The 25,077-nt window shown below is 66.6% G+C and carries 22 protein-coding genes and 1 tRNA gene; 12 read left to right on the top strand and 11 right to left on the bottom strand.

The features are described from left to right. The first annotated feature begins 332 nt into the window (after nt 1-332). Complete coding sequence (poxB, locus tag LMI96_RS10940) at nt 333-2,066, top strand: ubiquinone-dependent pyruvate dehydrogenase (protein ID WP_228361494.1); 1,734 nt, start codon at nt 333-335, stop codon at nt 2,064-2,066. Nucleotides 2,067-2,196: 130 nt separating this feature from the next. Here the strand turns inward: poxB and LMI96_RS10935 are convergent, their stop codons facing one another. Beyond that, a complete protein-coding gene (locus LMI96_RS10935) occupies nt 2,197-3,171 on the bottom strand; it encodes a nuclear transport factor 2 family protein (protein WP_228361493.1) in 975 nt (324 codons plus the stop codon). A 215-nt stretch (nt 3,172-3,386) separates the two neighbouring features. On the opposite strand from LMI96_RS10935, the gene LMI96_RS10930 reads away from it, so the two are divergent. Then, on the top strand, nt 3,387-4,769 hold the full coding sequence (locus LMI96_RS10930; RefSeq protein ID WP_228361492.1) for an LLM class flavin-dependent oxidoreductase: 1,383 nt from the start codon (nt 3,387-3,389) through the stop codon (nt 4,767-4,769). A gap of 153 nt (nt 4,770-4,922) precedes the next feature. Then, nucleotides 4,923-4,997, top strand: a tRNA-Arg gene (locus tag LMI96_RS10925). Between the two features lie 58 nt (nt 4,998-5,055). Here the strand turns inward: LMI96_RS10925 and LMI96_RS10920 are convergent. The 4 genes from LMI96_RS10920 to LMI96_RS10905 form a co-directional block, all read right to left on the bottom strand. Then, nucleotides 5,056-6,612, bottom strand: a complete 1,557-nt coding sequence (locus LMI96_RS10920; protein ID WP_228361491.1) for a molybdopterin-dependent oxidoreductase — start codon at nt 6,610-6,612, stop codon at nt 5,056-5,058. A 157-nt stretch (nt 6,613-6,769) separates the two neighbouring features. Next, nucleotides 6,770-7,663 (bottom strand): HNH endonuclease, encoded by an 894-nt coding sequence (locus tag LMI96_RS10915; protein ID WP_228361490.1) that lies wholly within the window; start codon nt 7,661-7,663, stop codon nt 6,770-6,772. Between the two features lie 2 nt (nt 7,664-7,665). Continuing rightward, nucleotides 7,666-8,691, bottom strand: coding sequence for a restriction endonuclease (locus LMI96_RS10910; protein ID WP_228361489.1), 1,026 nt, complete (start codon nt 8,689-8,691; stop codon nt 7,666-7,668). A gap of 148 nt (nt 8,692-8,839) precedes the next feature. Beyond that, nucleotides 8,840-9,562, bottom strand: coding sequence for a hypothetical protein (locus LMI96_RS10905; RefSeq protein WP_228361488.1), 723 nt, complete (start codon nt 9,560-9,562; stop codon nt 8,840-8,842). Between the two features lie 233 nt (nt 9,563-9,795). Here LMI96_RS10905 and LMI96_RS10900 point away from each other — a divergent pair, with 233 nt between their 5' ends. After that, nucleotides 9,796-12,516, top strand: a complete 2,721-nt coding sequence (locus LMI96_RS10900; protein WP_228361487.1) for an ATP-binding protein — start codon at nt 9,796-9,798, stop codon at nt 12,514-12,516. A 577-nt stretch (nt 12,517-13,093) separates the two neighbouring features. Then, complete coding sequence (locus LMI96_RS10895) at nt 13,094-13,483, top strand: hypothetical protein (protein ID WP_228361486.1); 390 nt, start codon at nt 13,094-13,096, stop codon at nt 13,481-13,483. A gap of 78 nt (nt 13,484-13,561) precedes the next feature. Here LMI96_RS10895 and LMI96_RS10890 read toward each other — a convergent pair whose 3' ends face one another. Then, nucleotides 13,562-14,416, bottom strand: a complete 855-nt coding sequence (locus tag LMI96_RS10890; protein ID WP_228361485.1) for an alpha/beta fold hydrolase — start codon at nt 14,414-14,416, stop codon at nt 13,562-13,564. 145 nt (nt 14,417-14,561) lie between these two features. Here LMI96_RS10890 and LMI96_RS10885 point away from each other — a divergent pair, with 145 nt between their 5' ends. Continuing rightward, nucleotides 14,562-15,182: a TetR/AcrR family transcriptional regulator gene (locus LMI96_RS10885; RefSeq protein ID WP_228361484.1), complete on the top strand. Its 621-nt coding sequence runs from the start codon at nt 14,562-14,564 to the stop codon at nt 15,180-15,182. On the opposite strand, the gene LMI96_RS10880 is transcribed toward LMI96_RS10885, so the two are convergent. From LMI96_RS10880 to treS, 3 genes are all read right to left on the bottom strand, one after another. Beyond that, nucleotides 15,154-16,206, bottom strand: coding sequence for a glycoside hydrolase family 76 protein (locus LMI96_RS10880; RefSeq protein WP_228361483.1), 1,053 nt, complete (start codon nt 16,204-16,206; stop codon nt 15,154-15,156). The genes LMI96_RS10885 and LMI96_RS10880 overlap by 29 nt on opposite strands. 15 nt (nt 16,207-16,221) lie before the next feature. Beyond that, the gene (locus LMI96_RS10875; RefSeq protein WP_223723010.1) at nt 16,222-16,428 is read right to left on the bottom strand and encodes a three-helix bundle dimerization domain-containing protein; all 207 of its coding nucleotides are present in this window, start codon (nt 16,426-16,428) and stop codon (nt 16,222-16,224) included. Between the two features lie 75 nt (nt 16,429-16,503). After that, the gene (gene treS, locus LMI96_RS10870; protein ID WP_228361482.1) at nt 16,504-18,771 is read right to left on the bottom strand and encodes a maltose alpha-D-glucosyltransferase; all 2,268 of its coding nucleotides are present in this window, start codon (nt 18,769-18,771) and stop codon (nt 16,504-16,506) included. A gap of 159 nt (nt 18,772-18,930) precedes the next feature. Here treS and LMI96_RS10865 point away from each other — a divergent pair, with 159 nt between their 5' ends. Genes LMI96_RS10865 through LMI96_RS10850 form a run of 4 tightly spaced genes read left to right on the top strand, consistent with a single transcriptional unit; the run spans nt 18,931 to nt 21,497 of the window. Beyond that, complete coding sequence (locus tag LMI96_RS10865; RefSeq protein WP_223723012.1) at nt 18,931-19,248, top strand: SAV_915 family protein; 318 nt, start codon at nt 18,931-18,933, stop codon at nt 19,246-19,248. After that, the gene (locus tag LMI96_RS10860) at nt 19,245-19,541 is read left to right on the top strand and encodes a hypothetical protein (RefSeq protein WP_223723013.1); all 297 of its coding nucleotides are present in this window, start codon (nt 19,245-19,247) and stop codon (nt 19,539-19,541) included. Before LMI96_RS10865 ends, LMI96_RS10860 begins: the two co-directional genes overlap by 4 nt. Next, nucleotides 19,541-20,707, top strand: a complete 1,167-nt coding sequence (locus LMI96_RS10855; RefSeq protein ID WP_223723014.1) for a hypothetical protein — start codon at nt 19,541-19,543, stop codon at nt 20,705-20,707. The genes LMI96_RS10860 and LMI96_RS10855 overlap by 1 nt, the downstream gene beginning before the upstream one ends. Before the next feature lie 7 nt (nt 20,708-20,714). Then, a complete protein-coding gene (locus LMI96_RS10850) occupies nt 20,715-21,497 on the top strand; it encodes a hypothetical protein (protein ID WP_223723015.1) in 783 nt (260 codons plus the stop codon). A gap of 87 nt (nt 21,498-21,584) precedes the next feature. On the opposite strand, the gene LMI96_RS10845 is transcribed toward LMI96_RS10850, so the two are convergent. Then, a complete protein-coding gene (locus LMI96_RS10845) occupies nt 21,585-21,935 on the bottom strand; it encodes an Lsr2 family protein (protein ID WP_223723016.1) in 351 nt (116 codons plus the stop codon). 170 nt (nt 21,936-22,105) lie between these two features. After that, nucleotides 22,106-22,963, bottom strand: a complete 858-nt coding sequence (locus LMI96_RS10840) for a LuxR C-terminal-related transcriptional regulator (protein WP_228361481.1) — start codon at nt 22,961-22,963, stop codon at nt 22,106-22,108. A 132-nt stretch (nt 22,964-23,095) separates the two neighbouring features. Between LMI96_RS10840 and LMI96_RS10835 the strand changes: the two genes are divergently transcribed. Then, nucleotides 23,096-23,449, top strand: coding sequence for a DUF485 domain-containing protein (locus LMI96_RS10835; protein ID WP_223723018.1), 354 nt, complete (start codon nt 23,096-23,098; stop codon nt 23,447-23,449). Next, nucleotides 23,446-25,062: a cation acetate symporter gene (locus LMI96_RS10830; protein ID WP_223723019.1), complete on the top strand. Its 1,617-nt coding sequence runs from the start codon at nt 23,446-23,448 to the stop codon at nt 25,060-25,062. The genes LMI96_RS10835 and LMI96_RS10830 overlap by 4 nt, the downstream gene beginning before the upstream one ends. The last annotated feature ends 15 nt before the right edge of the window (nt 25,063-25,077 follow it).

The raw sequence follows: 25,077 nt of genomic DNA, 5'->3' as shown, positions 1-25,077 counted from the left end.
TGTTTCCTGCTGACGCGCGCCAGATCTGTGGCGCGGCAGCCGAAAACAAGCGCGTCCGCGAAACGAGCCGGGAACGGCCCGGATGCAGACACCGGCTCTCTCGCCCCGACCGCGATGGCTACAGTTCCCTGTTCCGGCGCCACGATTTTCTGGCGCCGCGACAGGTAGCTGGCGCCACGACAGGTATCTGGCGCCGGAACAGGAACCTGGCGCCACGGCAGGAAACGGGCGCCATCGGCGGGCGCGGCCCGGATGCGGGCGGCGACGATAGTCGCCCCGCCCGGTCCTCACCATCCCTCCCATGACCGGGCGCCCGCGGTTAGCGTGAGGGTATGGCCGAAAACGTCGCAGAACTGTTCGTCCGCACGCTTCGCTCCGCCGGTGTCACGCGAGTCTGGGGTCTGCCCGGCGACTCGCTGAACGCCTTCACCGAGGCCCTCCGCCGGGAGGACGGCATCGAGTGGCTGCACATGCGGCACGAAGAAGCCGCCGCGTTCGCCGCGGCGGGGGAGGCCGAGATCACGGGCGAGCTCGCGGTCGTCGCGGGCAGCTGCGGCCCGGGCAACCTGCACTTCATCAACGGTCTCTTCGACGCGCAGCGCTCGCGGGTGCCCGTGCTGGCGATCGCCTCGCACATCCCCTCGGCCGAGATCGGCAGCGGCTACTTCCAAGAGACGCATCCGCAGGAACTCTTCCGCGAGTGCAGCGTCTACAGCGAGATGGTCGGCGATCCGTCGCAGCTGCCGTGGGTGCTCGAGATCGCGATGCGGACGGCGATCGAGAAGCGCGGGGTTGCTGTCGTCGTGGTGCCGGGCGACGTGTTCTTCTCCGATGCTCCCGCGCGGCGCGACAGCGCCCCCATCCGTGCGGCGAAGCCCGTGATCGTGCCGTCGGAGGCTGAGCTCGCGCACACGGTCGCGCTGCTCGACGGTGCCGAGAAAGTCACGATCCTCGCGGGTGCCGGGGTCGCCGGTGCGCACGCGGAGGTCCTCGCGCTCGCCGAACGACTGCAAGCCCCGATCGTGCACGCATTCCGCGGCAAAGAGCACATCGAGTACGACAACCCCTACGACGTCGGAATGACGGGTCTGCTGGGCTTCACATCGGGCTACCGTGCCATCGAGAAGTGCGACGCGCTGCTCATCCTCGGATCCGACTTCCCGTACCGGCAGTTCTATCCCGACAAGGCGAAGATCGTGCAGGTCGACATCCGTGGCGAGCAGCTCGGCCGGCGCACGCCGATCGATGCGGGCCTCGTGGGCGATGTGGGAGCGACGGCGGCGGCGCTGCATCCGCTGCTTCGCACCGGTCGAGACGGCGCGCACCTGAAAGACAGCGTGGAGCACTACGCCAAGACGCGGCGCGAGCTCGACGGCCTCGCGAACGATGACGGCAAGGAGCCCATCCACCCGCAGTACGTCGCGCGGCTGCTCGACGAGCTCGCGAATCCGGATGCGGTCTTCACCGCCGACGTCGGCACGCCCGTCATCTGGGCGGCGCGCTACCTGCGGATGACGAAGAAGCGCCGTCTGATCGGCTCGTTCACGCACGGGTCGATGGCGAATGCGCTGCCGCACGCGCTCGGCGCGCAGGCTGTTGACCGCGATCGTCAGGTCGTCGCGCTCGCGGGTGACGGTGGGCTTGCGATGCTGATGGGCGATCTGCTCTCGATCACGCAGAACGCGTTGCCGATCAAAATCGTCGTGTTCAACAACTCGTCGCTCGGCTTCGTCGAGGTCGAGATGAAGGCCGCGGGCATCGTGAACTACGCCACAGATCTTCAGAATCCGAACTTCGCGTCGGTCGCCGAGGCGGTCGGGATCACCGGCATCCGGGTCGAGAAGGCAGCCGATCTCGAGGGGGCGCTCCGTCGGGCTCTCGCCGCCCCGGGGTCTGTGCTCGTCGACGTCGTGGTCGCCCGCGAAGAGCTGTCGGTGCCGCCGACCATCACGCTCGCGCAGGCGAAGGGATTCTCGCTGTGGGCGCTGCGCACGGTGCTGTCGGGTCGCGGGAACGAGCTGCTCGACCTCGCCGATACGAACCTCTGGCGACGCCTGTTCCACTGACCCTCGCCCGCGCTCGCTCGACGGGGTTTGGGGCACAAAACTGCGGTTGGGGCGCAATTTTCATGCCCCAACCGCAGTTTCGTGCCCCGAACGGGCCCGTAGCCCGGCCCCGAACGACCGGGAGAAGGAGTCAGCTCGCCGGAGTCGTCGGGACCACGTCCCAGTGCTCGCGGATGAGGTTCTCGTCGACGCGGAAGATGTCGGCCGCGACGAACGCGTCTCCGGATGCGGCACCGACCGGCTGTGAGAACGTCCACACCAGGTCGCCGTCGGAGAGGGAAATGACCGACTCGTTCGGCGGGAATGCCGCGCCTCCGGAGAAGAACGACTTCAGCGCTTCGGTGCCGTTCGGTGCGACCGAGTTGTGCTGCAGGTAGGCCGGGTCGAACGCGGTGTCGAGGATGCTCGGGTCCTGGTCGCGGAACAGTGTGTTGTAAGCGCCGACGGCGAGCTCGCGGTTCGCTTCTTCCTGCTCTTCCGTGGGAACGAAGGTGTCGTCGGTGGGCTCGTAGAGGTCGCTGAACATCGTGTTGGTGTTGCCGCTGGCCGGGGTTCCGGTGGGCACGGTCTGATCGAACGACCAGCGTTCGACGACCGTGCCGTCGGTCACCCGGAAGAGGTCGACCGCCGCCTCGCCCGTGCGCTCGTCGTCGGGAGTGGCCGTGATCTGGTAGTGCACGGCGACGAGATCGCCGTCGGCCGCGGTGTGCTTGATGACGGCCTGCGCGCCGGGGATGCGGGTGTGTGCGGCGGTGAACTGGGCGAGGAGTCCGTCGGGGCCGGGGGCGAGGCCGTCGCCGTGCGCGAGGGCGTCGGCGGCGACGAGTTCTTCGGCCGTGCCCGTCGCGGTGGTCGAGGAGGGGTCGGCGAACGCGTCGGTGATCAGTCGCGTGACGATCGCGAGGTTCGCGTTCTCGGTCGCGCTGTCGGTGCGGTCGGCGGTGGTGCCGCCATCCTGGATCGTGGATGCGGTGGTCGCGCCGGGCGATGCGTCGCCGGTCGACGGGGCGGGTGCGGCGGCCGCGCAGCCGGTGAGGACGGCGACGCTGGCGAGGATCATGGTGGCGCCGGTGAACAGGGATCGGGGGGATCTGTGGGTGCTCATAGGTCTCACCGTGGTGACCGATCCTGGGAAGAGTTAAAGGGAAACCTGTGGGGCGGCCATGGGTTCGGTGCGGCACGGGATGCTGGTGGTGGGGGCGGCTTGGGCTGCCCGAATTCCGCGATTTCGCGCGGTGGAGCGCGCTTTCGCGGCGCGGGATGTGACGCCCCGTGTCCCTCGGCTCGACGCGACGGACGGTGCCGTCGCACGATGCTGGCATGACCAAGCAGATCCGCTTCAACGCCTTCGACATGAACTGTGTCGCCCACCAGTCCTCGGGCATGTGGCGGCACCCCGACGACCAGTCGTCGCGCTACAAAGACCTGTCGTACTGGACCGAGCTCGCGAAATTGCTTGAGCGGGGGAGCTTCGACGGCATCTTCATCGCGGATGTGCTGGGCACGTACGACGTGTACGGCGACTCGAACGAGGCCGCCATCCGGCACGGCGCGCAGGTGCCGGTGAACGACCCGATCCTGCTGGTGTCGGCGATGGCGGCGGTGACCGAGCATCTGGGCTTCGGGATCACCGCGGGCACCGCGTACGAGCATCCGTATCCGTTCGCCCGCAGGCTCTCGACGCTCGATCACCTCACGAAGGGCCGGGTCGGCTGGAACGTCGTCACCGGGTACCTGCCGAGCGCGGCGCGCAACATGGGCCACGACGATCAGCTCGAGCACGACCAGCGCTACGACGTCGCCGACGAGTACCTCGAGGTGCTGTACAAGCTGTGGGAGGGATCGTGGGAAGACGATGCCGTCGTCCGCGATCGGGAGACGGGCGTGTTCACCGACCCGGCGAAGGTGCACGAGATCGGCCACTACGGCACGCACTACACGGTTCCGGGCATCCACCTGAGCGAGCCGTCGCCGCAGCGGACGCCCGTGATCTACCAGGCCGGGGCGTCGCCGCGCGGCATCGCGTTCGCCGCGGGCAACGCGGAGGCAATCTTCGTGGCCGCGCCGACGAAGACCGCGCTCGCCGGCACGGTGAAGAAGATCCGCGACGCCCTCGAGGCCGCGGGTCGCAGCCGCGACTCGGCCAAGATCTACACGCTGCTGACGATCATCACCGACGAGACGGCCGAGAAGGCGCAGGCGAAGTATGCCGACTACCTGAACTACGCGAGCGAAGAGGGTGCGCTCGTGTTCATGTCGGGCTGGATGGGTATCGACCTGTCGCAGTACGACCTCGACGAGCCGATCGGCAATGTGAAGAGCAACGCGATCCAGTCGGCGGTCGCGAACTTCCAGACCGCGAACGAAGACGGCACCGAGTGGAAGGTGCGCGACATCGCGCGGCTCGGCGCCATCGGCGGCCTCGGCCCGCTCATCGTCGGCTCACCGCAAGAGATTGCCGACGAGCTGCAGGCCTGGGCGGAGGAGGCGGATGTGGACGGCTTCAACCTCGCCTACGCCATCACGCCCGGGACCTTCGAGGACATCGTGAAGTTCGTCATCCCCGAGCTCCGCCGCCGTGGCGCCTACCCCGAGGAGTACTCCGAGGGCACGCTCCGCCACAAGCTGCACGGCCGCGGCGACCGGCTGCCGGCCGAGCACCACGGCGCGCGGTTCAAGGTTGGGCAGACCGTCGCGGGGTGAGGTGATTGTTGCCCGTTGCTCGGGCTGCTGTGTTTCCCGGGTTTGGGGCACGTTCCTGCGTTTGGGGCATGATTTTCGCGCCCCAAACGCAGGATCGCGCCCCGAAAGGCCGACGGATGCGGACGCCAACCGGCGGCTAGACTCGGACGGCCAGCCTCTGTAGCTCAATGGAAGAGCAGTTCCGTCCTAAGGAAACGGTTGGGGGTTCGAGTCCCTCCAGGGGCACCACAGATCCCGGCGGAGACACGACCGGACCACCGCAGCCCGGCATGGTCCCGGAGGCTGCTCAGCTGACCGACACAGTCCGCCGATGCCACCCCGTCGCCCCGTCGGGCGCGGGCGCCGCCTCATCCTCGGTCTGCGTGTACCCGGTCGCGTCGGTTGCCCGCACCGCGATCTCGTGCGAGCCCGCCGCCGCATCCCACTCGAGGACCCACTGCACCCAGGTGTCCGTGTTGACCGCCTGCGCGAGTCGCGCCTCTCGCCACTCGCCGCCGTCGATCTGCACCTCGACCTTCGCGACGCCCGTGTGCGGTGCCCACGCGACTCCTGCGACGGCCACCGTTCCCGCGGTGACGCTCTGCCCGGAGCGGGGCACGTCGATGCGCGACTCCGTCTTGATCGGGCCGCGCTCGCTCCATCCGCGTGTGGACCAGTAGGCCTTCTCCGCGTCGTACGTGGTCACCTCGAGCTCGGTGACCCACTTGGTCGCGGATACGTAGCCGTAGAGACCGGGCACCACCATCCGCACCGGGAAGCCGTGATCGAGAGGCAGGAGCTCACCGTTCATCCCGACGGCGAGCAGGCACGCCCGGTCCTCCTCCTGCAGCACTTCGAGCGGGCTCGACGCGGTGAACCCGTCGATGCTGCGCGAGAGCACCATGTCGGCGCCGGCCTGTGGCATCGCGCGCTTGAGGAGCTCGCGGAGGGGATATCCCAGCCACATCGCGGTGCCGATGAGGTCGCCGCCGACCTCGTTCGAGACGCACGAGAGAGTGACCGCATGCTCCTCCAGCGGGAGCGCGATGAGCTGCGCCCAGGTGATCACGACCTCTTCCTCGACCATGCCGTGGATGCGGAGCGACCACTCGGCGGGATCGACCGACGGCACCTGAAGAGCGGTGTCGATGCGGTAGAAATCGGCGTTCGGCGTGATCACCGGGCTGAGGCCAGGCACATCAAGAGATGCGGATGCCGGCACCGGGGGCGCGGCGACGGCGGGCGGCGGCAGGGTCCGGGACGCGCGCACGGCGCTCACCGCGGCCGTCGCAGCGGTGAAGGCCCGCGACCCGAGTCCGACGACGACGGCAGCCACGCCCGTGACGCCGACCATTCGGAGAAAGGCGCGCCGAGATGGCGCGGTGCTCACCGCGACCGGGGTGCCTTCACCGGCCGGCGCGGCGACGTCGCGCCACGCCTTCAGCCGCACGGTCGTGAGCATGAGCACGGCCGCCCCGGCGAGCATCCCGATCACGCTGGGCAGAGCGTCGATTCCCGAGGAATCGGGTCGGGTGACCGTCGCGAGTGCGCCGATTCCCGCGACCACGGCCAGCAGCACGACGCCGAGCGGCGGTCGTCGGTACTGTGCGATTCCGGCGAGCGCGGCGAGACCCGCAACGAGGAGCGCCAGCACGCCGATGAGCACGATCTTGTCGGCCGTGCCGAACAGTGCGATCACGGTGTCTTTCACGAACGGCGGCACGAGGTCGATGACCCACGCGCCCACCGCGACCATCGGGCTTCCGCCGGGGCCGACCATCACCGACACCAGTTCGGCGACGGCCAGCGTCACCGCGGCCGCAACGATGCCGACGAGCGCGGCCCAGCCGCGGGGGATGCTCATGGGTGCACTGTAGTCGGAGGAGTGATTACTGCGATGCTCCCCAGGAGCAGTACAACGGGTCGCACCCGTTCGCGAAGGGCGCGGCGCCGACCGCTATCACTAGAGTTGTCGATCTGCGACTTATCGCGAGCAATGCGCTAAGCCCGGTCGGCCATGATCACCGACTGGCAAACAGTTCGAATCTCTCCGCGAGCCGACCGCGGTCGGGCCGCGCCGCTCGATTCGACGGCAGCCGAATGTGCCTCCCGTGCATGTCTTGTAGGCCGTGCCGAAGCATCGGGCCGTCTACTTCCTCGAGCAGTGCTTGATCAATGTGGACCTCATAGTTAGGCGAGATGCCCATGAGCGATCGATCGTAGGCAGCGTGGTGGATCTTGCACATGGCCAGCCCGTTGCTCACGTGGGCCACGCCTCCGGCGTCTGCATCGGGGGAAATATGGGCTGCGTCGAGCAGCTCTGAGTGCTTGAGGTCGCATACGGTGCACGAACCCGCATACGCGTGAAGCACGTGGGCTCGGAAGATTGGCTGATGAAGTCGTGTTCGGACTATGCCGTCCGCGTATCGGCGTTGCTCCTCCGAGTACAGCATCGGGTCGCCAAGGAAGCTGAGGCCCTGTTCCAGGGGAAACCGCACCACTCGCGCGATCGGATCGTTGTGGGTGATCACGACCGGATAGAACGGCACGAAGAATCCGGGACGAACGCCCTTGAAATAGACGATCGGATCCCGATTCTCGACCGCCCGGGCGAGCTTCACGTTATCGCCGCCATTGCTGGACTGGTAATGGTAGGTGACCCAGCCGTCAGCGCTCTCGCTGTCCTCATAGGGGTTTCGTCGACCTGCTGACGTCATGATCGTGAGCGTCGAGGAGAACGTTGCCGGGTTGCGAATCCCGCGGCCGGTGTCGAGAAGCTTGATCGGCTCACTCTCAAACTTGTACGACTGAAGCAGGTCTCGAGAGAGTTCGTATCCGCCGTTCTCATTGAAGCGCTCGTCTAGCCAGCGGAAGACGTCGGCGCGAATCGCGAGTTCCTCCAGCCGGGAGCGCATTCCTATGCCTCCGCGATGTCCGCTACGACGAGCACTCGCGTCAGCGGAACAACCGACCGCCACGACTCGGGCAGCTCGGTGTAGTTCTCCAGCACCATCGTCACCACGTCCTCTCCAGATAGCAGCCGAAGGCCGGCACGCTGACGCTCGATCGCGAGAGCATCACGTGAGTAGCCGCCAAGAGTGACGAAGAGCAGCAGCTCACCCTGCCCTTGCGTGCCGATCAGCTGTTGAACCTCTGGCGCACCGACGGTGCCAGTTTGGTGCTTGCACTGAACTTTGATCAGGGGTGGTTCGACGCCGAGCGGATCACGGTGCGCAATGACGTCGACGCCCCCATCTTGGGTGTACTGAGTGACGCGAGCCTGATAGCCGAGAGCGCGAAGTAGTGCAGCCGTGAACTCCTCGAAGTCCTGATGGGTTAGTCGCTTGTGAAGTGTCTCAAGCACGAAGTCACGCGTGTGCCGCTCGATTCGTGATGCGCGAGGCTCGTCGATCTCGTCGTCTTTCGCGGCCTGGTCAGCGACCGAGTCGACGGTCTTGGCGAGAACGTCGAGTGATTGCTCTGGGCTTTCTAGCACCGTAAGAAACTCGTCGATATGCCGGCGGACGCGAAAGACCGCGAGAACCGAGCCGATCTCGTATAGCGCTGCTTGTGAGAACAACGTTCGGGGGAGGCCAACGCGCTTCCACTCGACGCGTCGTCTATGACGATGCGCTGACGCCGAAGGCTCCAAGTAGTAGTCGCTGGTAATAACTCCCAGGTTGATCGTCGAGTCCGGCTTGTACGGCGCGACGACTACGTCACCGATCTGCATCTCGTCACGAAAGCGGGTAAGCACCCCCGCTTGGCCCGCAATTGATCGCACCTTCGCATCCGGCTCAGCTGCTGTTAGCGCGACTTTAATCCCTTCGCGCCCTCCTGCGATCGTCGTCAGATCGGGGAGGTTGTCCCAGCCGAGGCTGATGAAACCCTCGTCGACAAGCTCCGTGGTCAGTGTGTTGTTGTGTACGCCCCAAACGTTCACGTAGCGGCTCCCTTTCCCGTGGCACTTTCGACCGACCAACTTGTCTCGAAGTGTCGTGTCATCCGACTTTAGCTATGACCTGTCACTCTGCACTTGCTCGCTGCAGGGTTAATCCGATGCGTACGACCACACCTTGAGTCGCAGCCGATCACGGCATCGGCGCCGCATTCCACGCCTCGACGAACGGCCCCTTCTCGCCGTACCCGTTGACGAGGTCGTCGCGGAGCTTCGCGCCGACCTCGAACTCGTACGCGGCGCGCTCGTCGTTGCGCCCCCAGAGCGTCGATCCGAAGATCTCCGCCTCCTGCCCGCGCACGGCGACCGCCTTCACGGCCCGGGCGATGTCCGCCGGATCCGCGTCCCGTTCCATCACCAGTTCGAGCTTGCTCGGGGTGATGAGCACGGACTGCGAGACGCCGTCGGTCGCGGTGAGTTCGGCGGCGGGTTCCAGGCTCCCGACGAAACCGGTCTCGGCGGTGCTCAGCGCGGGGAAGGAGGTTCCTTCCCCGCCGGTTCGCGGCACGGTGAACTGCAGCGATCGATACGCCTGCAGCAGCCCGGGTTCCGCCGTCAGAATTTCCTGCACGCGGCGCGCGGTGTCGACATCCACCGTCGTGACGACGAGCTGCGTGATGGTGGAGCTCCGCACGAACGTCTCGGCGCCGATCACGCCCTCGATCGGATCGAGAGCGGCGGCGATCCCGGCGGCCGCAGCCTCGTCCCCCCACGACTGATCAATGTGTCCGCGCACGAACGTCGCGAGCGGTGTCGCGGCATTCGCCGCCGAATGCGCCAGCAGTCCGGCTAAGTACCGGAAGAAGATCCCGCGGAACGAAACGGCATTCCGACCGTTGTCGTCGCCGACAAACACCCCGGACGCGCTCGAATGCCATACTGCGGGAAGTTTGGTGCATATATCTGGGGGTTGATCGCGTGGATCGAGCGTTGAAACTGGCTGTCGGCAGATTAGTGGTTGACGTAGCCACGCTGAATTGGGTCGCGGCAACGAAGAGCGGGCTGGATGTAGCCGGTCGACTCGGATATCGCCGAGCCACGGTCGTCCGTCGCGCGGCTCGAAACGCTACGTCCCGGCTGGACCGCTGGATGGCATCAGAACACATATCCCGAGATGAAGCTCTTGAAGGTATCGAGGCGGCCGAAAAAGCGATTGGGGCTCTATCTGCGGATCTTTATGCGCGTATCGTGATGGAACACGGCGCGGAGGCCGCGCCAGTCGCGAAGGCAATCCTCGCTGGGGTGCCACTGGCGTCCGATGCAGTTACTTACATCGCTGGAACCGTCCTCGAGAATGCACTAGCAGGGTTGCTGTCAATGCCTGCGTTCAAGGCTCAGGTCGACGAGGCGATCCGTCTCGAGACGGGACGTCTGATCCTTGCTCAGCAGCGACAGGCCGATGAATCCGTCCGCGACGCCGATGTAGCAGCTCGCCTACGTTCACAGTTTCTTAACGAGTCGTTTCGCCGCCACTCGACGACGAGGGTCACCGCCATAGAAAGCCCGCACGTTGGACGCGATCTACACGGCGCCATCGCGAGCCAACTCGGTAAGCAGGTGGTCCGCGTCGAGGCGTGGCGCGACGATGTGGGACGGGAGCGGCAGCTTCTCAGCCGTGCGTTGGTGGAGGCCAACAGACGATCTCGTACCGCTGGACCGATCGATCGAATCGACCTGCGAGGCAGCTACGACGCTGCACACGGGCAACTGCGTAACGCGGCTGTTTTCCTTCGGCCGGAATCTGACCACGACAATCTGCCGCGCAACGCACGGGCTGCGCTCGCGCGCCTCAAGCGTGAGATCAATGAACCTCGGTTTCGCACAGCCGTCCTCCTGACCGGCCGTTGGGGTGCCGGTAAGAGTCGCGCGATAGCGGAGATTGCCTCCAAAGTCCTCAACGATCGTGGGCCGCAGCTGATCCTTCGCCCATTGCCTGGGGCGGGACGGCACCTTGACGCCGCGGTGCTTGAGGAGGCGGAGGTCGCGGCTGGTCGCCGTTACGGGTCTATGTCGGAGTTCCGAGCCGAGTTGAAAGACTTGGATGCGCGCGCAGTGATTTTTGTCGACGATGTTGACCAGTTCCTGCCGACGCAGGCTGAGGTCGATCGATTGACACAAATGATGCTTGATCAAACATCTGATGATCGGCTGCGCTGGGTTTTCACTGTCGACAGTTGGCGGCTCGATCGCGTTCTTTCCAAAGAAAGCACGCCGAGGTGGGATCGTCTCTCTGCTTTCTCCCGGGAGACGCCGACCGTGTCCGCGTGGACTGACCTGGATTCTGCGGAAGTGATTGGATCAGCACTGATCCGCCGCGAACTCGGATCAATGCCTCACGCCGGCCAGACGATGTTGGAGTTGCTCGAGGTTCCGTTGAACGCTTGGCTGTATGTCGATGCGACTCGCGTGGCCGCTGAGGACGGGACCGTTGTCGGGTTTGACCAGGCCTACTGGAATGAAGCGCTCGACAACCTCACATCTACAGAGGGTGAGCGTCGGGATTGTGAGGCAGTACGGCGAGCGCTAGACCAGCTGTTCACGGAGTCCTTCGGTCAGCCACTGCGCCTCGACGACTTGTACCAGCGCGCCGCTCCGCTGTCTCGGGACGACGTTGACGACTCTGTCGACGTATTCGGAGACGCCCGTCTCTTGGACTGGTCCCCCGACGGAACGATTACCATGGCGAGTGCCCCGCTCTGGGCGAGCGGGATTGCGTTTCAACTCCTGCCGCCCGCGCTGTCCGGATCGGCCAAGTCGGCTGGCAGGGTCGTGCTGTCCGCTATGACCGACTTCGCCCCGGAGCTCGCCGAGGCGATCGTGGCGAAAGTTCTGGTGCAGGCGAGTAACTCGCCGGAGGAGCTCTCGCTCATCCTCCGGTCGGTCCTTCGAGCTCCTCAACGGGCAGAATCCGGAATTTGGGTGGCCGCGCTGGACAACGCAGCTGTGCGCATGGCAGTTCTTGCTCAGCTTGAGGGGCAAACGCCTCCGTCCGACGGGGCGCGGAGGGGGGCGCATGACACGTATCTGCTGTTGCGGCTTATCGAACGTGACGAGAGTACTTTGTCGTTTCTTAGCGCTCTTCGATGGATCAAACCGAGCTACTCCACAATCGGCGAGAGTGGTCTTCAGACGGTACTCGAGCCAGTGATCCGCAGGCTCGCGCCTGACGACGTCCAAACGGAGCGGCAACGGCAAGAATTGCTGAGCATCGCCGACGGCATATCGCGGGCGCGCGCGGGCGCTACGTTTGCTGATCAATGGGTGGCCGTTGCCTCGGGGCACGTCCGCTCGGACCTCCTCCTGACCGAGGTGGAGAGATTTATCCGCGAGACCGCGAACTACTCAAAAGCGGAGTTCGAAGCGCCTGCGGTCCGCGATTTCGGTAGACCCGACGACGCACCCCTCGCGCTGCATTTAGTGGACGCGATACTTCCTCGTTTCATTCGTGAGCAAGGCGTCGGGTTCGCATACGACGTGTTGGTCGGACGGGGCTGGCTGGACGAGGACGATTGGCGAGATGGAATTGGCGGAGAGATTCGTCGCCAGTCGCACGTTGAACTCGGCAAGTCATATTCTCAAGACCCGCAGGCCGTCATGGCCTTGCTCGACAGGCTGGTCCGCGGTGACCGGACCGAGCAGGAGAGTGCTGTCTTCGTTCTCCGGCACACCGGTCCGACCTACGGGCGCCGCGGAGTTCGCTTGAACGAGGAGCTCAAGCCGTATGCCGCTCGCCTCGACCTATCGAAGCGGCTCGAACGGGATTTCAAGACCCGGTGGGTCAAACCGCTGCTGACCACGGCCGCGGAGTAGTCATGCTCGCACACGGCTCGCCGAAGACGCGGGCCACGGGATCGGTCGAGGACACTCAGTTCATCGCGGCGAATGCTCGTTGGTCGGGGTGTCGTTCCAGCCGTGCTGTACACAGTGCTCCCACAGCAACCGGGCACCCTCACCGGCGCGCACGGCGTCGGTGAGGCCGTGCAGGTGAATGTCCGATCCCGTGCCGGATGGACCATGCTGAGTACCAGGATCTGCGAGGGATCCGGGGATGACGCCGGCGACGGCCGCAACGCAGGGTAGTGCGAGGGTCGACTCCCGGCGCAGCTCGCTGTTGTGACTCTGACTGATGGGGGATGCGCGAGTGGTGACTGTCGACGCTAATGGAGCATTCGCTCCACTCGAGTTCAGGTGGCGGGGTGTCGTGTCGACCTCGATCGCGAGTGTTGTCGTTCTTCTTTGCCTCGCGGGGAGTGTCGTCGGCATTTTGCGGGATCGCGGACCAGCAGACGTCCTTACCTGGGTGATTCCGGGCATCGGATTCGCCATTGCATTCGCGGCAATCATGCGTGGTCGTATGCGCAGGCTCGCCGCCGCGGCCGAGCGTTCCGTGAGATCGTTCGGAACCGTGCCCTACCTCTTCGAAGGTGCCGCTCTGACCTCAGCCCAAGGCGCGGAAGAGCCGTGGCCGCATGTGGAGAAGGTCGGAAGGGGATGGCTTCTCATCCACGACGGCGAACTCTCGCTCTGGGATCTGAATCAGCCGGGGGCGCCCGCGCGCGTCTTCACCGCGGGCGAAGTCGTGGGCGTCGAGCGTGTTCGCGTATGGAGAGCGGTCCTGACCTCGCCACTCATCCGCATCCGGTTCTCCGACGGCCGAGCCTTCGAGGCGACCCTGGCGCTGCCCGGATTCCGAGGGCAGTTCGGATTCGGGAACCGCCGCATGGAGCAGGTCGGTAACGAGATCGAATCGCTGATGCGGTCGGCGCCTGCGTTGTAGCTCCCAGACCCTGCCCGCCCCGCCGGCGCCCAACGCCGGTCGTGACCGTCGTGAGGGCGCCGTCGGCGGGCACCGGACTTACTTGCTCAGGAACTTCGCGGCGACGGGGGCGAACTTCTCCCAGTACTGGAAGATGGCGCCGTGGCCGGAGTTCGGGTAGATGATCAGCTCGGACCCCTTGATCCGCGCGTGCAGATCTTCGGAGAGCACGGAGGGCACCATCCGGTCGTTGTCGCCGTTGGCGATGAGGGTCGGCTGCGTGATGACAGAGAGGTCTGACGGGGCGGACCGACCGTAGCGCTGAATGGCCTTCAGCTGGGCCTGGAATGCCTTCGTCGCGATGGCCTTGTCGCGATCGACGGTGCGCTCCTTGAGGCGCTCGACGAACGCCTTGGCGGCTTTCTTGCCGGCGTTGTCGCGGTTGAAGAAGAGGAATTCCTTCGGGTCGGAACGGGTGAGCGTGGCGCGGAGGATGTCCCAGTAGGTCGTGCCGACGACCTTGTCCATGTCTTTGCCGCCGCGCGGGCCGGTACCGGTGAGCACAAGCTTGCGGACGAGCGTCGGGTGCTTCACGACCAGGTCCTGGGCGATCATCCCGCCCATCGAGAACGAGAACAGGTCGATCTTCGTGTAGCCGAGCCCCTTCGTGATGAAGGAGTACGCGTCGTCGGCCGCTTTCTCGAGAGTGTCGGGGAAGGTGCCGCTCGAGGCGCCCACGCCGAGCTGGTCGAAGGTGATCACGTGGCGGGTCTTCGCGATGGCGTCGACGATCCGCGGGTCCCAGTTGTCGAGCGTTGCGGCGAGGTGCACGAAGAAGACGACGGGAACCTCTTCTTCCGGCCCGTACTCGCGGTAGGCGAAGGTCTGACCGCCGACCGCAACGGTCTTGGCCGGGGCCAGCGCATAAGAGGTGATGGCGGGGGTGCTGCTCATGAGAAATCTCCTTGATCGGGCCGGATGGTGAGACGCTCTGCCGCTGTGACCAGCACCAGACCTCACTCTGCGGTGGCCTTCGCGCCGCAAGCCGAGTAAGCTCAATTATGAGGCGACTCAGTAAAGTTGTCAAGAGGAGGACGTCATGACCGAGAATCTGATTCGGCCGAGCCGCCGAGAACGAGCGAAGGCAGAGAAACAGCGACGGATCATGGATGCGGCGCGGGCGCTGTTCGCCGAACGCGGCGTCGGGCGAGTCACGACGCAGCAGATCGCCGACCGCGCCGATGTCGCCATCGGCACCCTGTATCTCTACGCCGTGACCAAGGCGGAGCTGCTGATCTTGGTGCAGAACCAGAAGTTCGAGAACGCCATCGACGACGGCCTCGCGGCGGCGCGTCGCTGCCCGGGCGATGACACGGTCGGTACCGTGCTCGCGCTTTTGGAGCCGGTCGTCGGATGCATCCGCGAGCACCCCGAGAACGGCCGCACCTACCTCAACGAACTCGTCTTCGGCGACCCCACCGAAACCCATCGCCGCACCGGCCTCGCCATCGCCGTGCAACTCGAAGAAGGAATCGCGGGCATCCTCGCCGGTGACGTCGGCATCACCACGCCGGATGCGGTGACCCTTGCCCGCGTGATCACGTCGATCATCCACGTCACCACGACCGCGAGCGTGTACCTCCCGCGCACCCCGTCGGAAATCCTCGAGCAGATTCGACGGCAGATCAGCGTCATCGTGCGGCCGACTCGCGCGGCGTGAGCTCGGATCGCTCCAGAGCTGCCCGCACCTCCAACGCCATCACCGCGCTCAACTGCGTCGAGAGCGCGATGCGCCCCGTCGCCGGCTCGCGCCAGTCATCGCCCGCGAGCAGTCGCCCGTCGCGCAGCCCGTGCGCCCAGAGCTGATCCGTGCTCCCGCGAACGAAGTCGGCGAGCGGGGCCGCCGCATCCGCCCCCATGTGAGGCAATAACCCACCCAGGTAGCGGTAGAAGATCCCGCGGAACAGCCCGGCGTCTCCGCCGTCGTCCTCGCCGACGAACACCGCGCCCGCCGTCAACTGCGCGATAGCAGCCGATGCGGTCTCCGAGGCCCGCCCGAGAAGCGCACGGTCACCCGTCGCCTCGAACAGGGCGCTGGCCGCACCGATGTACACACCCTGGTTGTAGGTGAACCGCCACCCATCAACGCGGCCGTCGCCCGCACGGTTCACACCGTCGAGCACCATGCCGTCCGCACCCCGCATCCGCGTGGTCAGCCACTCGAATCCCCGGCCCGCGTACTCGAGCGCCCGCGCGTCGCCGCGTGCCCCGAGCCGTGCCGACAGAATCACGAACGGACCGTTCGCCGGCGTGTTCTTGTAGTCGAGCTGCTGCTTCCGCCACGCCATGCTCGCGCCGTGCGTGTCGTTCCAGCCGTGCTGCACGCAGTGCTCCCAGAGCGCCCGAGCGTTCTCACCCGCGCGCTCATCGCCTGTGAGCGTGTGCATCCGGTCGAGCGCGAGCGCGTACCAGAGCATGTCGTCGAAGTAGTCGTTGAACAGCGACCCGTGATTGCGACGCCGGATGCTGCGCGCCACCCGACGCGCATTACCCGCCCAGGCGCTCGCCCCCGTGCGCGCGAAGGCGTCGAGGCGCACGTCTACGAGGTGTGCGAGCCACCAGTAGTGGAACGGCTCGCGAAGCCGCGGCGGGTAGGTCGTGTGCACCATCCGGCGCTCGCCGGCCCCGAAGAAACGGTCGATGCTCAGTTGCGCGACGTCAGCGCGAGCGTCCCAGACACTCACGCTGCGACCGCCGCGCTACGCCGACGCCTGGAGCCGAAGCTTCTGCTTCGCCGAACGCTCCGCGAGTACCGGCACGAAATCACGCACGCGTGCGGCGGCGAGATCTCTCAGACTCGACGACACCGCGGCCTCGATGACTGGGGGATCGATATCGGGAAAACGTTCGCCCAGACGGTGGACGACGGCGTCGATCTGCGAAGCCTCATCGGTCTCACGTTGCATGGCAGATACGGTACCCGCCGGCCCGGCTCGGCAAAAGGGCCGGCGCCGTGCTTAAGCACGGGAGGCGCCCGACGCTCAGACGCCCGTGATGATCGGCATCGCCCGGGTGATCGGGTGGAACTCCTCCACCTCGGGTTCGCCGAGCACGAGGAACCGCCCCTCGTACGGGCCGAGATGCAGCGGGAAGCTCTGCAGATCGTCCACGCGCCCGACGTTCTCGCCGCTCTCGGCATCGGTGACCGGGGAGCGCGGCACGAGGCTCTCCGAGCGCACCGTGCCATCGATGGCCTCGGCCGAGAAGTTGAGCACGGTGATCTGGATCGCCGCGTCCCGCTTCGCCGCATCCCCGCCGTCGAGGCGGTGCACCATCACGAGCATGCTCGGGTGCGCGACCTGCGGGATGTCGATCTGCGACGCGATCGCGATGTCCGACTCTTCGCGGATGCGGAGAAGCCCGCCAAGCCGCGAGGCGAACGAGTCCGGGTCGCCGAGCTGGTCGGGGAGCGGCCCGTAGAGCGCCTGCGCGCGTGGCACACCGGCGAGCGAGCGCGTCGCCTCGGGAGCGACGTCGAGCAGGTCGTGCGCGCCGCGCTCGATCCAGCGGGTGTCGCCCGAGGCGATGAGTCCGGCGACCTCACTGGCCGGCAGCGTCAGCGACCCGGTGAGGTCCCAGCCGGAGAGCGCGAACACGCCGGGCTGCCAGGCGTTGTACTTCGTGAGCAGCAGGTGCGCGGCCCGGATGCCGGAGACCGCATCCGGGGTGATGTCTCCGAGCCGCTCGAAGCCCTGCGTCGCCGCGATCAGCGACGCCGTCGTGCACGCGATGCCGTTCTGCGTGAAAACCAGGTTGTAGTCGGCGCGGACGGTGAGGACCTCGGTCAGCTCCGCGCGCACGAGCCGCGCGAGCTCGCCGCCGGTGATCTCGCCGTGTCGGAACGGGAACACGTCCTCGTGGTGCGTGGTCGCCCAGTGCACGAGCTCGTAGGTCAGTTCGTCGTGGTTCTGCATCCCGTGCACGAGCTGGGCCGGCTCGACTCCGGTCGCGAGCGATGTGGTGAGCGCGAGGCGCAAGAATTCGGTGTCGCCGGTCGCGAGCGCGTGGTGGTAGCCGGGACGCGTCACGAAGTCATAAGAGAGGTCGGCGCCGACGGCCGCCGTGTCGCGGATGTCTTCCATCGTCAGGTTGAGCTCTTGGAAGGTGAAGCCGCCGACCTTTCGCACCATGCCGGCGATGATGTGGTTCGCGGCCTGCGACAGCGGGTGCCCCTCTGACCACGCCGGCAGACCCTCCGCGCTCTTCTCCACCCCGAGGAAGCCGTTCGCGTCCAGGCGCAGCGCACTCGTGCCGAGGTCGCCGAGCGAGTGCAGGGCATCGCCGATGACGAGCTTCATGCCCGAGAAAGTGGGGTCGAGCCAGTTGATCGACGGCTGGCCCTCCTTGAAGTAGTGCAGGTACACCCAGCGGCGCTCGACCCCATCCGGACCGATGACGGGGGAGGTGGCGCTCCAGTTCGTCTCTTTCACACCGGGCGTGTAGAAGATCACGCGCTGCAGCTCGCCGATGATGTAGCCGCGCTCGCTCAGCTCGCGTTCCCGGTCGCGATCGAGGTTGACCGAGTCGTGCCCCTCCGGCACATCCGGCAAAAGGCTCCAGTCCTCCGGCGGGATCTCGACCATGTGGTAGATCCCGGGGTAGTCCTTGTACGCCATCTCGGCGAGACGGAAGTCCGCGCCCTTGCCCGTGTGGCCGGGAACGATGTCGTCGATGACGCTGCCGCCGTGCGCATCGGCCACGTCCGCGAGGCGGCGGAAGGCGTTCTCGTCGCCGAACTCGGGGTCGATCTGCGTGCTGATGCGGTCGAAGTGACCGTCGACGCTCGGCGTCTCCTGCCACCCGGAGATGCCGCCGGCGCGCTTGACCGGACCGGTGTGGATGCCGGTGATACCGATCGCCTCGAACGCCTCCCACAGGGCCTCGTCGCCGAGCGACTGCAGGAACGATTCGCCGGGGCGGGTGATGAGCGAGATCGGGTAGGCCGTGAACCAGACGTTCGTGGTCTCGATCGCACGGCGCGCATCCGGGCGCGCATAGGGGTTCCGCCACATCGACGGCTGACCCGAGAGCTGACGGCCGAGCACGTCCGCATCCTTCAGCATCGACTGACGCACCAGCCACTCGACGTACGCCGGGTTCGTGCCGTTCGCGGTGCGCGGGTCGGCCGTGAAGCGTTTGACCGCACTCCGCTTCAGCTGATCGCGGGGACGGAGCCGACGCGGACGAGCGGGATACCGCTGTTCGTCGTAGCTGATCTCGTCCGGCAGCTGGTCCTCGGAGTCGCTCATCAGATCCCTTCGGAAGAGGAGGTGGTAATGCAACGGTAGGCGGTCCGCGCACCTGCGCGCGCGGACTTGCCGACGGTGCACGCTTCGTGCACAGGGGGTCTTCCGGGCCGCACGCCCTGGTTAGACTCGTCGGCACACGAGTCGAGGTGGGGGAACCGGATGGCGCGCTGGATCCGAGAAGACGCACATATCGAGCAGCCGGAGGTCATCGTGCCGCCGGCGCTCTATCTGCCGCTGATCGACAACCCCGAGAGCGAGGGGCAGATGGCCGTCGTGCGAAAGCTCGCCGACGGTCGCCGCGGACTCCTCGCGTACACGGCGCTCGATCGCCTCGCTGACAAGTGCGGCAAGAACCAGCCGTGGATGCTGCTGATGACCTCCGAACTCGGCACCATCCGTGAGGGTCAGCCGTTCGACGTCGTCGCGTTCGACCTCGACATCCCGTTCACCCAGATCGTCGACGGGCGTCTCGCATGAGCGATCCGATCTACATCGACCGCGACAACATGGAACGGCGGATGGGCGACGTCGTGACCTACGTCGACGACCTCGACGCGGCTCTCGCCGACATTCCGGGACCGGCGGATGCAGGCGCCGCATCCGCCATGATCGGCTTCATCTCGTCTGCCGGCGCGGAAGCGGCGAACGAGTACGCCGGCGCGGTGCGGTTGATCGCCGCGATCACGAACGAGGTACTGGCGGATTCCTTGGCCGCGGACGCGGAAATCGCCGACGACCTGTCCGGCCTCGAGGCGGAGCTGGAGGGCTGATGTCGATCCAGGTGAAGATGCCGGGCTCGCCGGAGAGCGTGCGTGCCGTCGCGGACTGGCTCGACTCCGTGAAATCGAGCATGACCGACACGGACGTCGAGCTGACCGCCGTCTGGAGCGACTCGAACTACTACTGGACCGGAGAATCGGGCAGCTCCTGGCGTGACACGGTCGGGACGGTGCGGAGCCGCGCGATGGGCGTTCCCGGGTTCCTCGGCGACGCGACCGAGGTCTTCCGTGCCTACGCGAACCGTCTCGAACGCGCACAGGAGGACTTCGAGACGCTTCTGTTCCAGGCGGGGGAGGTGGGCCTCCAGGTCGTGGGCGACACGGTCTTCCCGCCGACGACGAATCTGCAGTACTGCCCGGCGCCCGGCGCTCCCGCCGAGGATCTCGAGGAGTACGAGGACTACACCGACAAGGTCGCCAGCTACAACGACCTCGGCACCCAGGTCGGAACGACCATGGGTCAGCTGGACGTCTGGATCGGTGAGAACATCGTTCCGCTCGTCGAGCGGGTCGAGGAGCTGCGAGAACTCTCCGGAACCGTCGACGCGTTGTCTGCGCCCGGCAACGACGATCTGGCCGGTGCGGTGCTGGACGGCTACGACCGGTTCAACAGCGACACCCTCGGCGAGTGGCGCACGCAGCACGACACGCTGCAGGATTCGGCCGAGACCTTCCGGAACCAGCTGCGGTCGGGTAACCCTGCGGTTCGTGCGGCAGCCGAGGCGGCCGACCCGAGAGCGATGGCCGCGGGTGCCGAAGAGATCGCCGAGCAGATCGGTCGCGTCTCGCGGTTCGCGAAGGTCATCCCCGTCGCGGGCACGGTTCTCGAGGTCGTCTCGATCGCCTCGGATGTGGCGGATGGCGGTTCGCTCAGCTCCGGTGTCGCCGAGGCAGCGGGCGGGGCGGCGGGAGGGCTCGCCGGCGGCGCCGCTGCCGGCGGCATCGCGGTCGCGCTCGGCAGCAACCCGGTCGGCTGGGTCATCGGCGGTGTCGTGGTCGGCGGCATCGCCGTCGGATCGGGCGCGCGCTGGTTGTGGGAAGCGGCGGTGCCTCTGGACTCCCGTGAGACGATCGACGACTTCTTCACCGGCGGACCGCCACGTCTCGAGGGATACACCCCTCCCTCGCCCCGTTCTCGCCCGGTGCCCGGGGGATGATGAGCGAATGAGCCTGCAGCGGATGAGTCCCCGGGTGCTGCCCGCCGACGGGCAGCGGGCGCCGGTGTACCCGAACGGTCGGAACCCGCGGGCATTGGCGTGGCTGGTGACGGCGGTCGCCCTGCTGCCGGCGTTCCTCGCCGTCGCCGATGGCCGAGGGGGATTCCGGTTGGTGATGGGCGCGTTGGCGGTCACGATCCTGACAATCGGCATCTCGCTCCACCGCATGTTCGGTGCGATCGAACCCCGGGTCGTGCGCGTGGACGAGGATGCGGCCGGCCTGCGATTCGCTCCTCCCGCCGCAGCGACCCTCCCGATGTTCGCCGTCGCGGTCGCGCTTCTTCTTCCCGGGATCGCGCAGCTTGTCGTCGACACCCAGGGCCTTCCGACGATGTCGGGCGGCATCGTCTCCCGCGCCCCTTACGCGCTTGGGATCCTGGGGCTCGTGACTCTCGCGGTGCAGCTGTGGCGGGTGCGGGTGCCCGCCGGGTTGGAGTTGACGACCGAGCGGCTGCGCGGCATCCGGGGCTCCGCGGGCGTGGACTGGCGCTGGGAAGATCTCGCCGACGTGAGCGTCGCCGCCGGCCCCGTGGCGAAGCTGTCGCTCGTGCCGCGCGGGGGAGCAGGGCGCCCGGTTCTCGCGCCGATGCTCGCGCTGGGTTCTGATCCGAACGAGGTCGCGGCTATCGTGCGGTTCTACCTCGAACGCCCCGCGGAGCGCGTCGCGCTCGCCGAGGGTGGCGTCGCGGCCGTGCGCCGCGTCGAGGATGCGCTGCGCGCCCGCCGCTGAGGTCCCCCGCACGACACCCGGGTGCCCGTTCCGAACAGATCAGTGCTCGCGCGTCAACCGCAAACGGGCTGCGCGCGAACACTGCGGTCAGTGCGCGGCGTCGTATGCCTCGAGCACCGCGGAAGGAACCCGACCGCGCTCCGAGACCTGGTGCCCGTTGGCCTTCGCCCACGCGCGGATCTCGGTGTAGTCGCGCTGCTCCGCGCGGCGACGCGGGCGACCCGCGCTGCTCGACCCGCTAGAACGCGACGATGAGACGCTGCGTGCGGCGGAGAGGTACGGGGCGAACGCCTCACGAAGAGCGGTCGCATTCTCGCTGGACAGGTCGATCTCATATGCGGTGCCGTCGAGGGAGAAAAGGACGGTCTCGCCCTCACCCACCTCGAGAACCGATCCGTCGAAGTCGTCTACAAGCTGATGAACAATTCTGCGTGCCATGTCGCCACCTTAGTGCGCAAATTATGAGCGCTTGCCGAATTGCACAACATCGTTTCCTGTGCGGTATGGCTTTTCGCATTCTCCGCACCCGGCATTCCCCGGTTCCTGTGTCGTGAATGCGCGGAATACGACGTGGAAAGCGTGCAGCTGTGGCGCGTGAAGGGAGTGGGTCAGGGGAGGAGGCCCGCGCGGCGCGCTTTTGGAACCGCTGCGTGCCGCGTCGACGCGTCGAGTTTCGACATCGCGGCGCCGAGGTAGGACTTCACCGTCGTTTCTCGTAGCGCGAGCTCCGCGGCGATCTCCGAGTTCGTCGCGCCGAGCGCGGCGCAGGCGAGCACATCCACTTCGCGCGGTGACAGCTGCACTGCCGGGTCCGATGGTGCGGCGTCGCCGCGGGCGACAGCGGCGAGGCGCTGCTCGACATGTGTCAGGCGCGCGCGCAATTCCGCATCCGTCACGGTCGCCGCGATGCTGCGCAGTTCGGCGAAGCTCTCGCGCACCTCTTCCCGTGCGGCACCGTCGAGCCCGTCCGCGTCGGGGGCCGTTCCCGACGACGCCTGGTCGAGGCGGCGAGACACTTCATCCCGGATGCGGAGTTCGGTGGCGAACTCGTCGGCGATCCGGAGCGCGGGTCGAGCGGCGCCCTCGTCGACCGCCGATTCCGACCACGATCCGCAGTAGACCATCGCCCGCGCGCGTCCGGCCGCGACCACCGGCACCGCGAACAGCGTTGCGATCCCTTCGCCGAGGATCGCCCGGTCGTAGTCGTGGGTGATGCCGCGCGCAGTGCGGTAGTCGAGCGTCAGCCGTGGTCGCCCCTCGATCAGCGCGCGCCCCCCGAGTCCGCGGGCTTTCTCGACGATCAGGCCTTCGATACTGCGCCCCCGCGCGCCGACGATTGACGTCACGCGGACGGCGTGATCTTCGACGAGTCCGCCGAAGGCCACGGGAAAGCGCGTGCGTCGCACGAGGTCGTGGACGGCACGAGAAAGGAGCTGCTGATCGCTGATGGAGCCGAGGTGCACCACGCTGCGCTACCTACTTCCGGAGGTGTCGGCATCGTCGCCGGTCTTCGTAGCGTCGACCATACCACCGGGCAAGAACCTGCCGCGGGGGTGACGGCGCAACGATGCGCCACCGCCATGAGGCAAGGAGGCCACATGACTGACGAGCATGATCGATCGGCATCGCACGACGGTGTCGACTACATCGCGGTCGAAGAGTCCGAACAGTTCCAGAGGTTGAAGAAGAGTCAGCGGAGCTTCGTGTTCCCGCTCGCCATCGCCTTCCTCGTCTGGTATTTCGCCTACGTGCTGCTCTCCTCCTTCGCGGGGGAATTCATGTCGCAGCGCGTATCGGGAGACATCACCGTGGGGCTTCTGCTCGGACTCGGGCAGTTCGTGACGACCTTCGCCATCACGATGGGCTACGTCGCATACGCGAACAAGAAACTCGACCCGCAGTCACGCGCAATCCGTGAAGACCTCGAGCGTCGCACCGGAGGCAACGCATGAACGACGTATTCGGCGCCATCCACACGGCCGTGCAGACCGTGGAGAACGACCCCGTCCTGAATATCTCCATCTTCGCGGCGTTCGTGGCGGTGACGTTGTTCATCGTCATTCGCGCATCACGCAACAACAAGACCGCAGCCGATTACTACGCCGCGGGCCGCTCTTTCACCGGACCGCAGAACGGGTTCGCCATCGCCGGCGACTATCTGTCGGCGGCATCCTTCCTCGGTATCTGCGGCGCGATCGCCATCAACGGCTACGACGGATTCCTCTATTCGATCGGCTTCCTCGTGGCGTGGCTGGTCGCGCTGCTGCTCGTCGCCGAACTCATGCGCAACACCGGCCGATTCACGATGGCCGACGTGCTTTCCTTCCGCCTCAAAGAGCGCCCGGTCCGGATGGCGGCGGCCATCACGACACTCGCCGTGTGCTTCTTCTATCTGCTCGCGCAGATGGCCGGCGCCGGTGGCCTCGTGTCGCTGCTGCTCGGAATCAACGACAAGATCGGTCAGTCGATCGTCGTGGCCGTGGTGGGGCTCCTCATGATCGTCTACGTGCTGATCGGCGGAATGAAGGGAACCACCTGGGTGCAGATCGTCAAGGCGTTCCTGCTCATCGGCGGCGCGGTCGTCATGACGGTGTGGGTGCTGGCGATCAACGGGTTCAACCTCAACACTCTCCTCGAGAGCGCGGTCGCCGCGTCGCCGCAGGGCGACAAGGTGCTCGGCCCCGGACTCCAGTACGGCAAGAACCCGTGGGACTTCATCTCGCTGGCGATCGCCCTCGTGCTCGGTACGGCCGGACTCCCGCACGTGCTGATGCGCTTCTATACGGTGCCCACCGCGAAAGAGGCGCGGCGATCCGTCGTCTGGGCCATCTGGCTCATCGGCCTCTTCTACCTGCTGACCCTCGTGCTCGGATACGGCGCCGGTGCGCTCGTCGGGCCGGAGACCATCGCGGCTGCTCCGGGCGGGGTCAATTCCGCGGCGCCGCTCCTCGCGCTCTACCTCGGAGGCCCGGTGCTACTCGGCTTCATCTCCGCGGTCGCTTTCGCGACGATCCTCGCGGTGGTGGCGGGTCTCACGATCACGGCCGCGGCATCCTTCGCTCACGACATCTACGCGAGCGTCGTGAAGAAGGGCAACGTGCCGCCGGATGGTGAGGTGAAGGTCGCGCGACGGACCGTGATCGTCATCGGCATCCTCGCCATCATCGGTGGGATCGGGGTGCAGGGTCAGAACGTCGCGTTCCTCGTGGCACTCGCGTTCGCGGTGGCGGCATCGGCCAACCTGCCGACGATTTTGTTCTCGCTGTTCTGGCGTCGGTTCTCGACCCGCGGTGCGGTGTGGAGCATGTACGGCGGCCTCGCTGCGGCGATCATCCTCATCGTGCTGTCGCCCGTGTTCTGGGGGACGGAGACGAGCGTGTTCAAGAACGTCGGCGTGGCGATCTGGCCGTTGAACAACCCCGGCATCGTGTCGATCCCGCTCGGCTTCTTCCTCGGCTGGCTCGGATCGGTGACGTCTCGCCGGGTCGAAGATCCTCGCAAGGCGGCGGAGATGGACGTGCGATCGCTGACGGGATTCGGCGCCGAGAAGGCGACCGACCACTGAGCGACATCGTCCGGC

The sequence above is a fragment of the Microbacterium sp. cx-59 genome (assembly GCF_020805625.1).
Taxonomy (GTDB): Bacteria; Actinomycetota; Actinomycetes; order Actinomycetales; family Microbacteriaceae; genus Microbacterium.
Note: the sequence above shows the minus strand (reverse complement) of the source record. Positions and strands in the feature narration are given on the sequence as shown.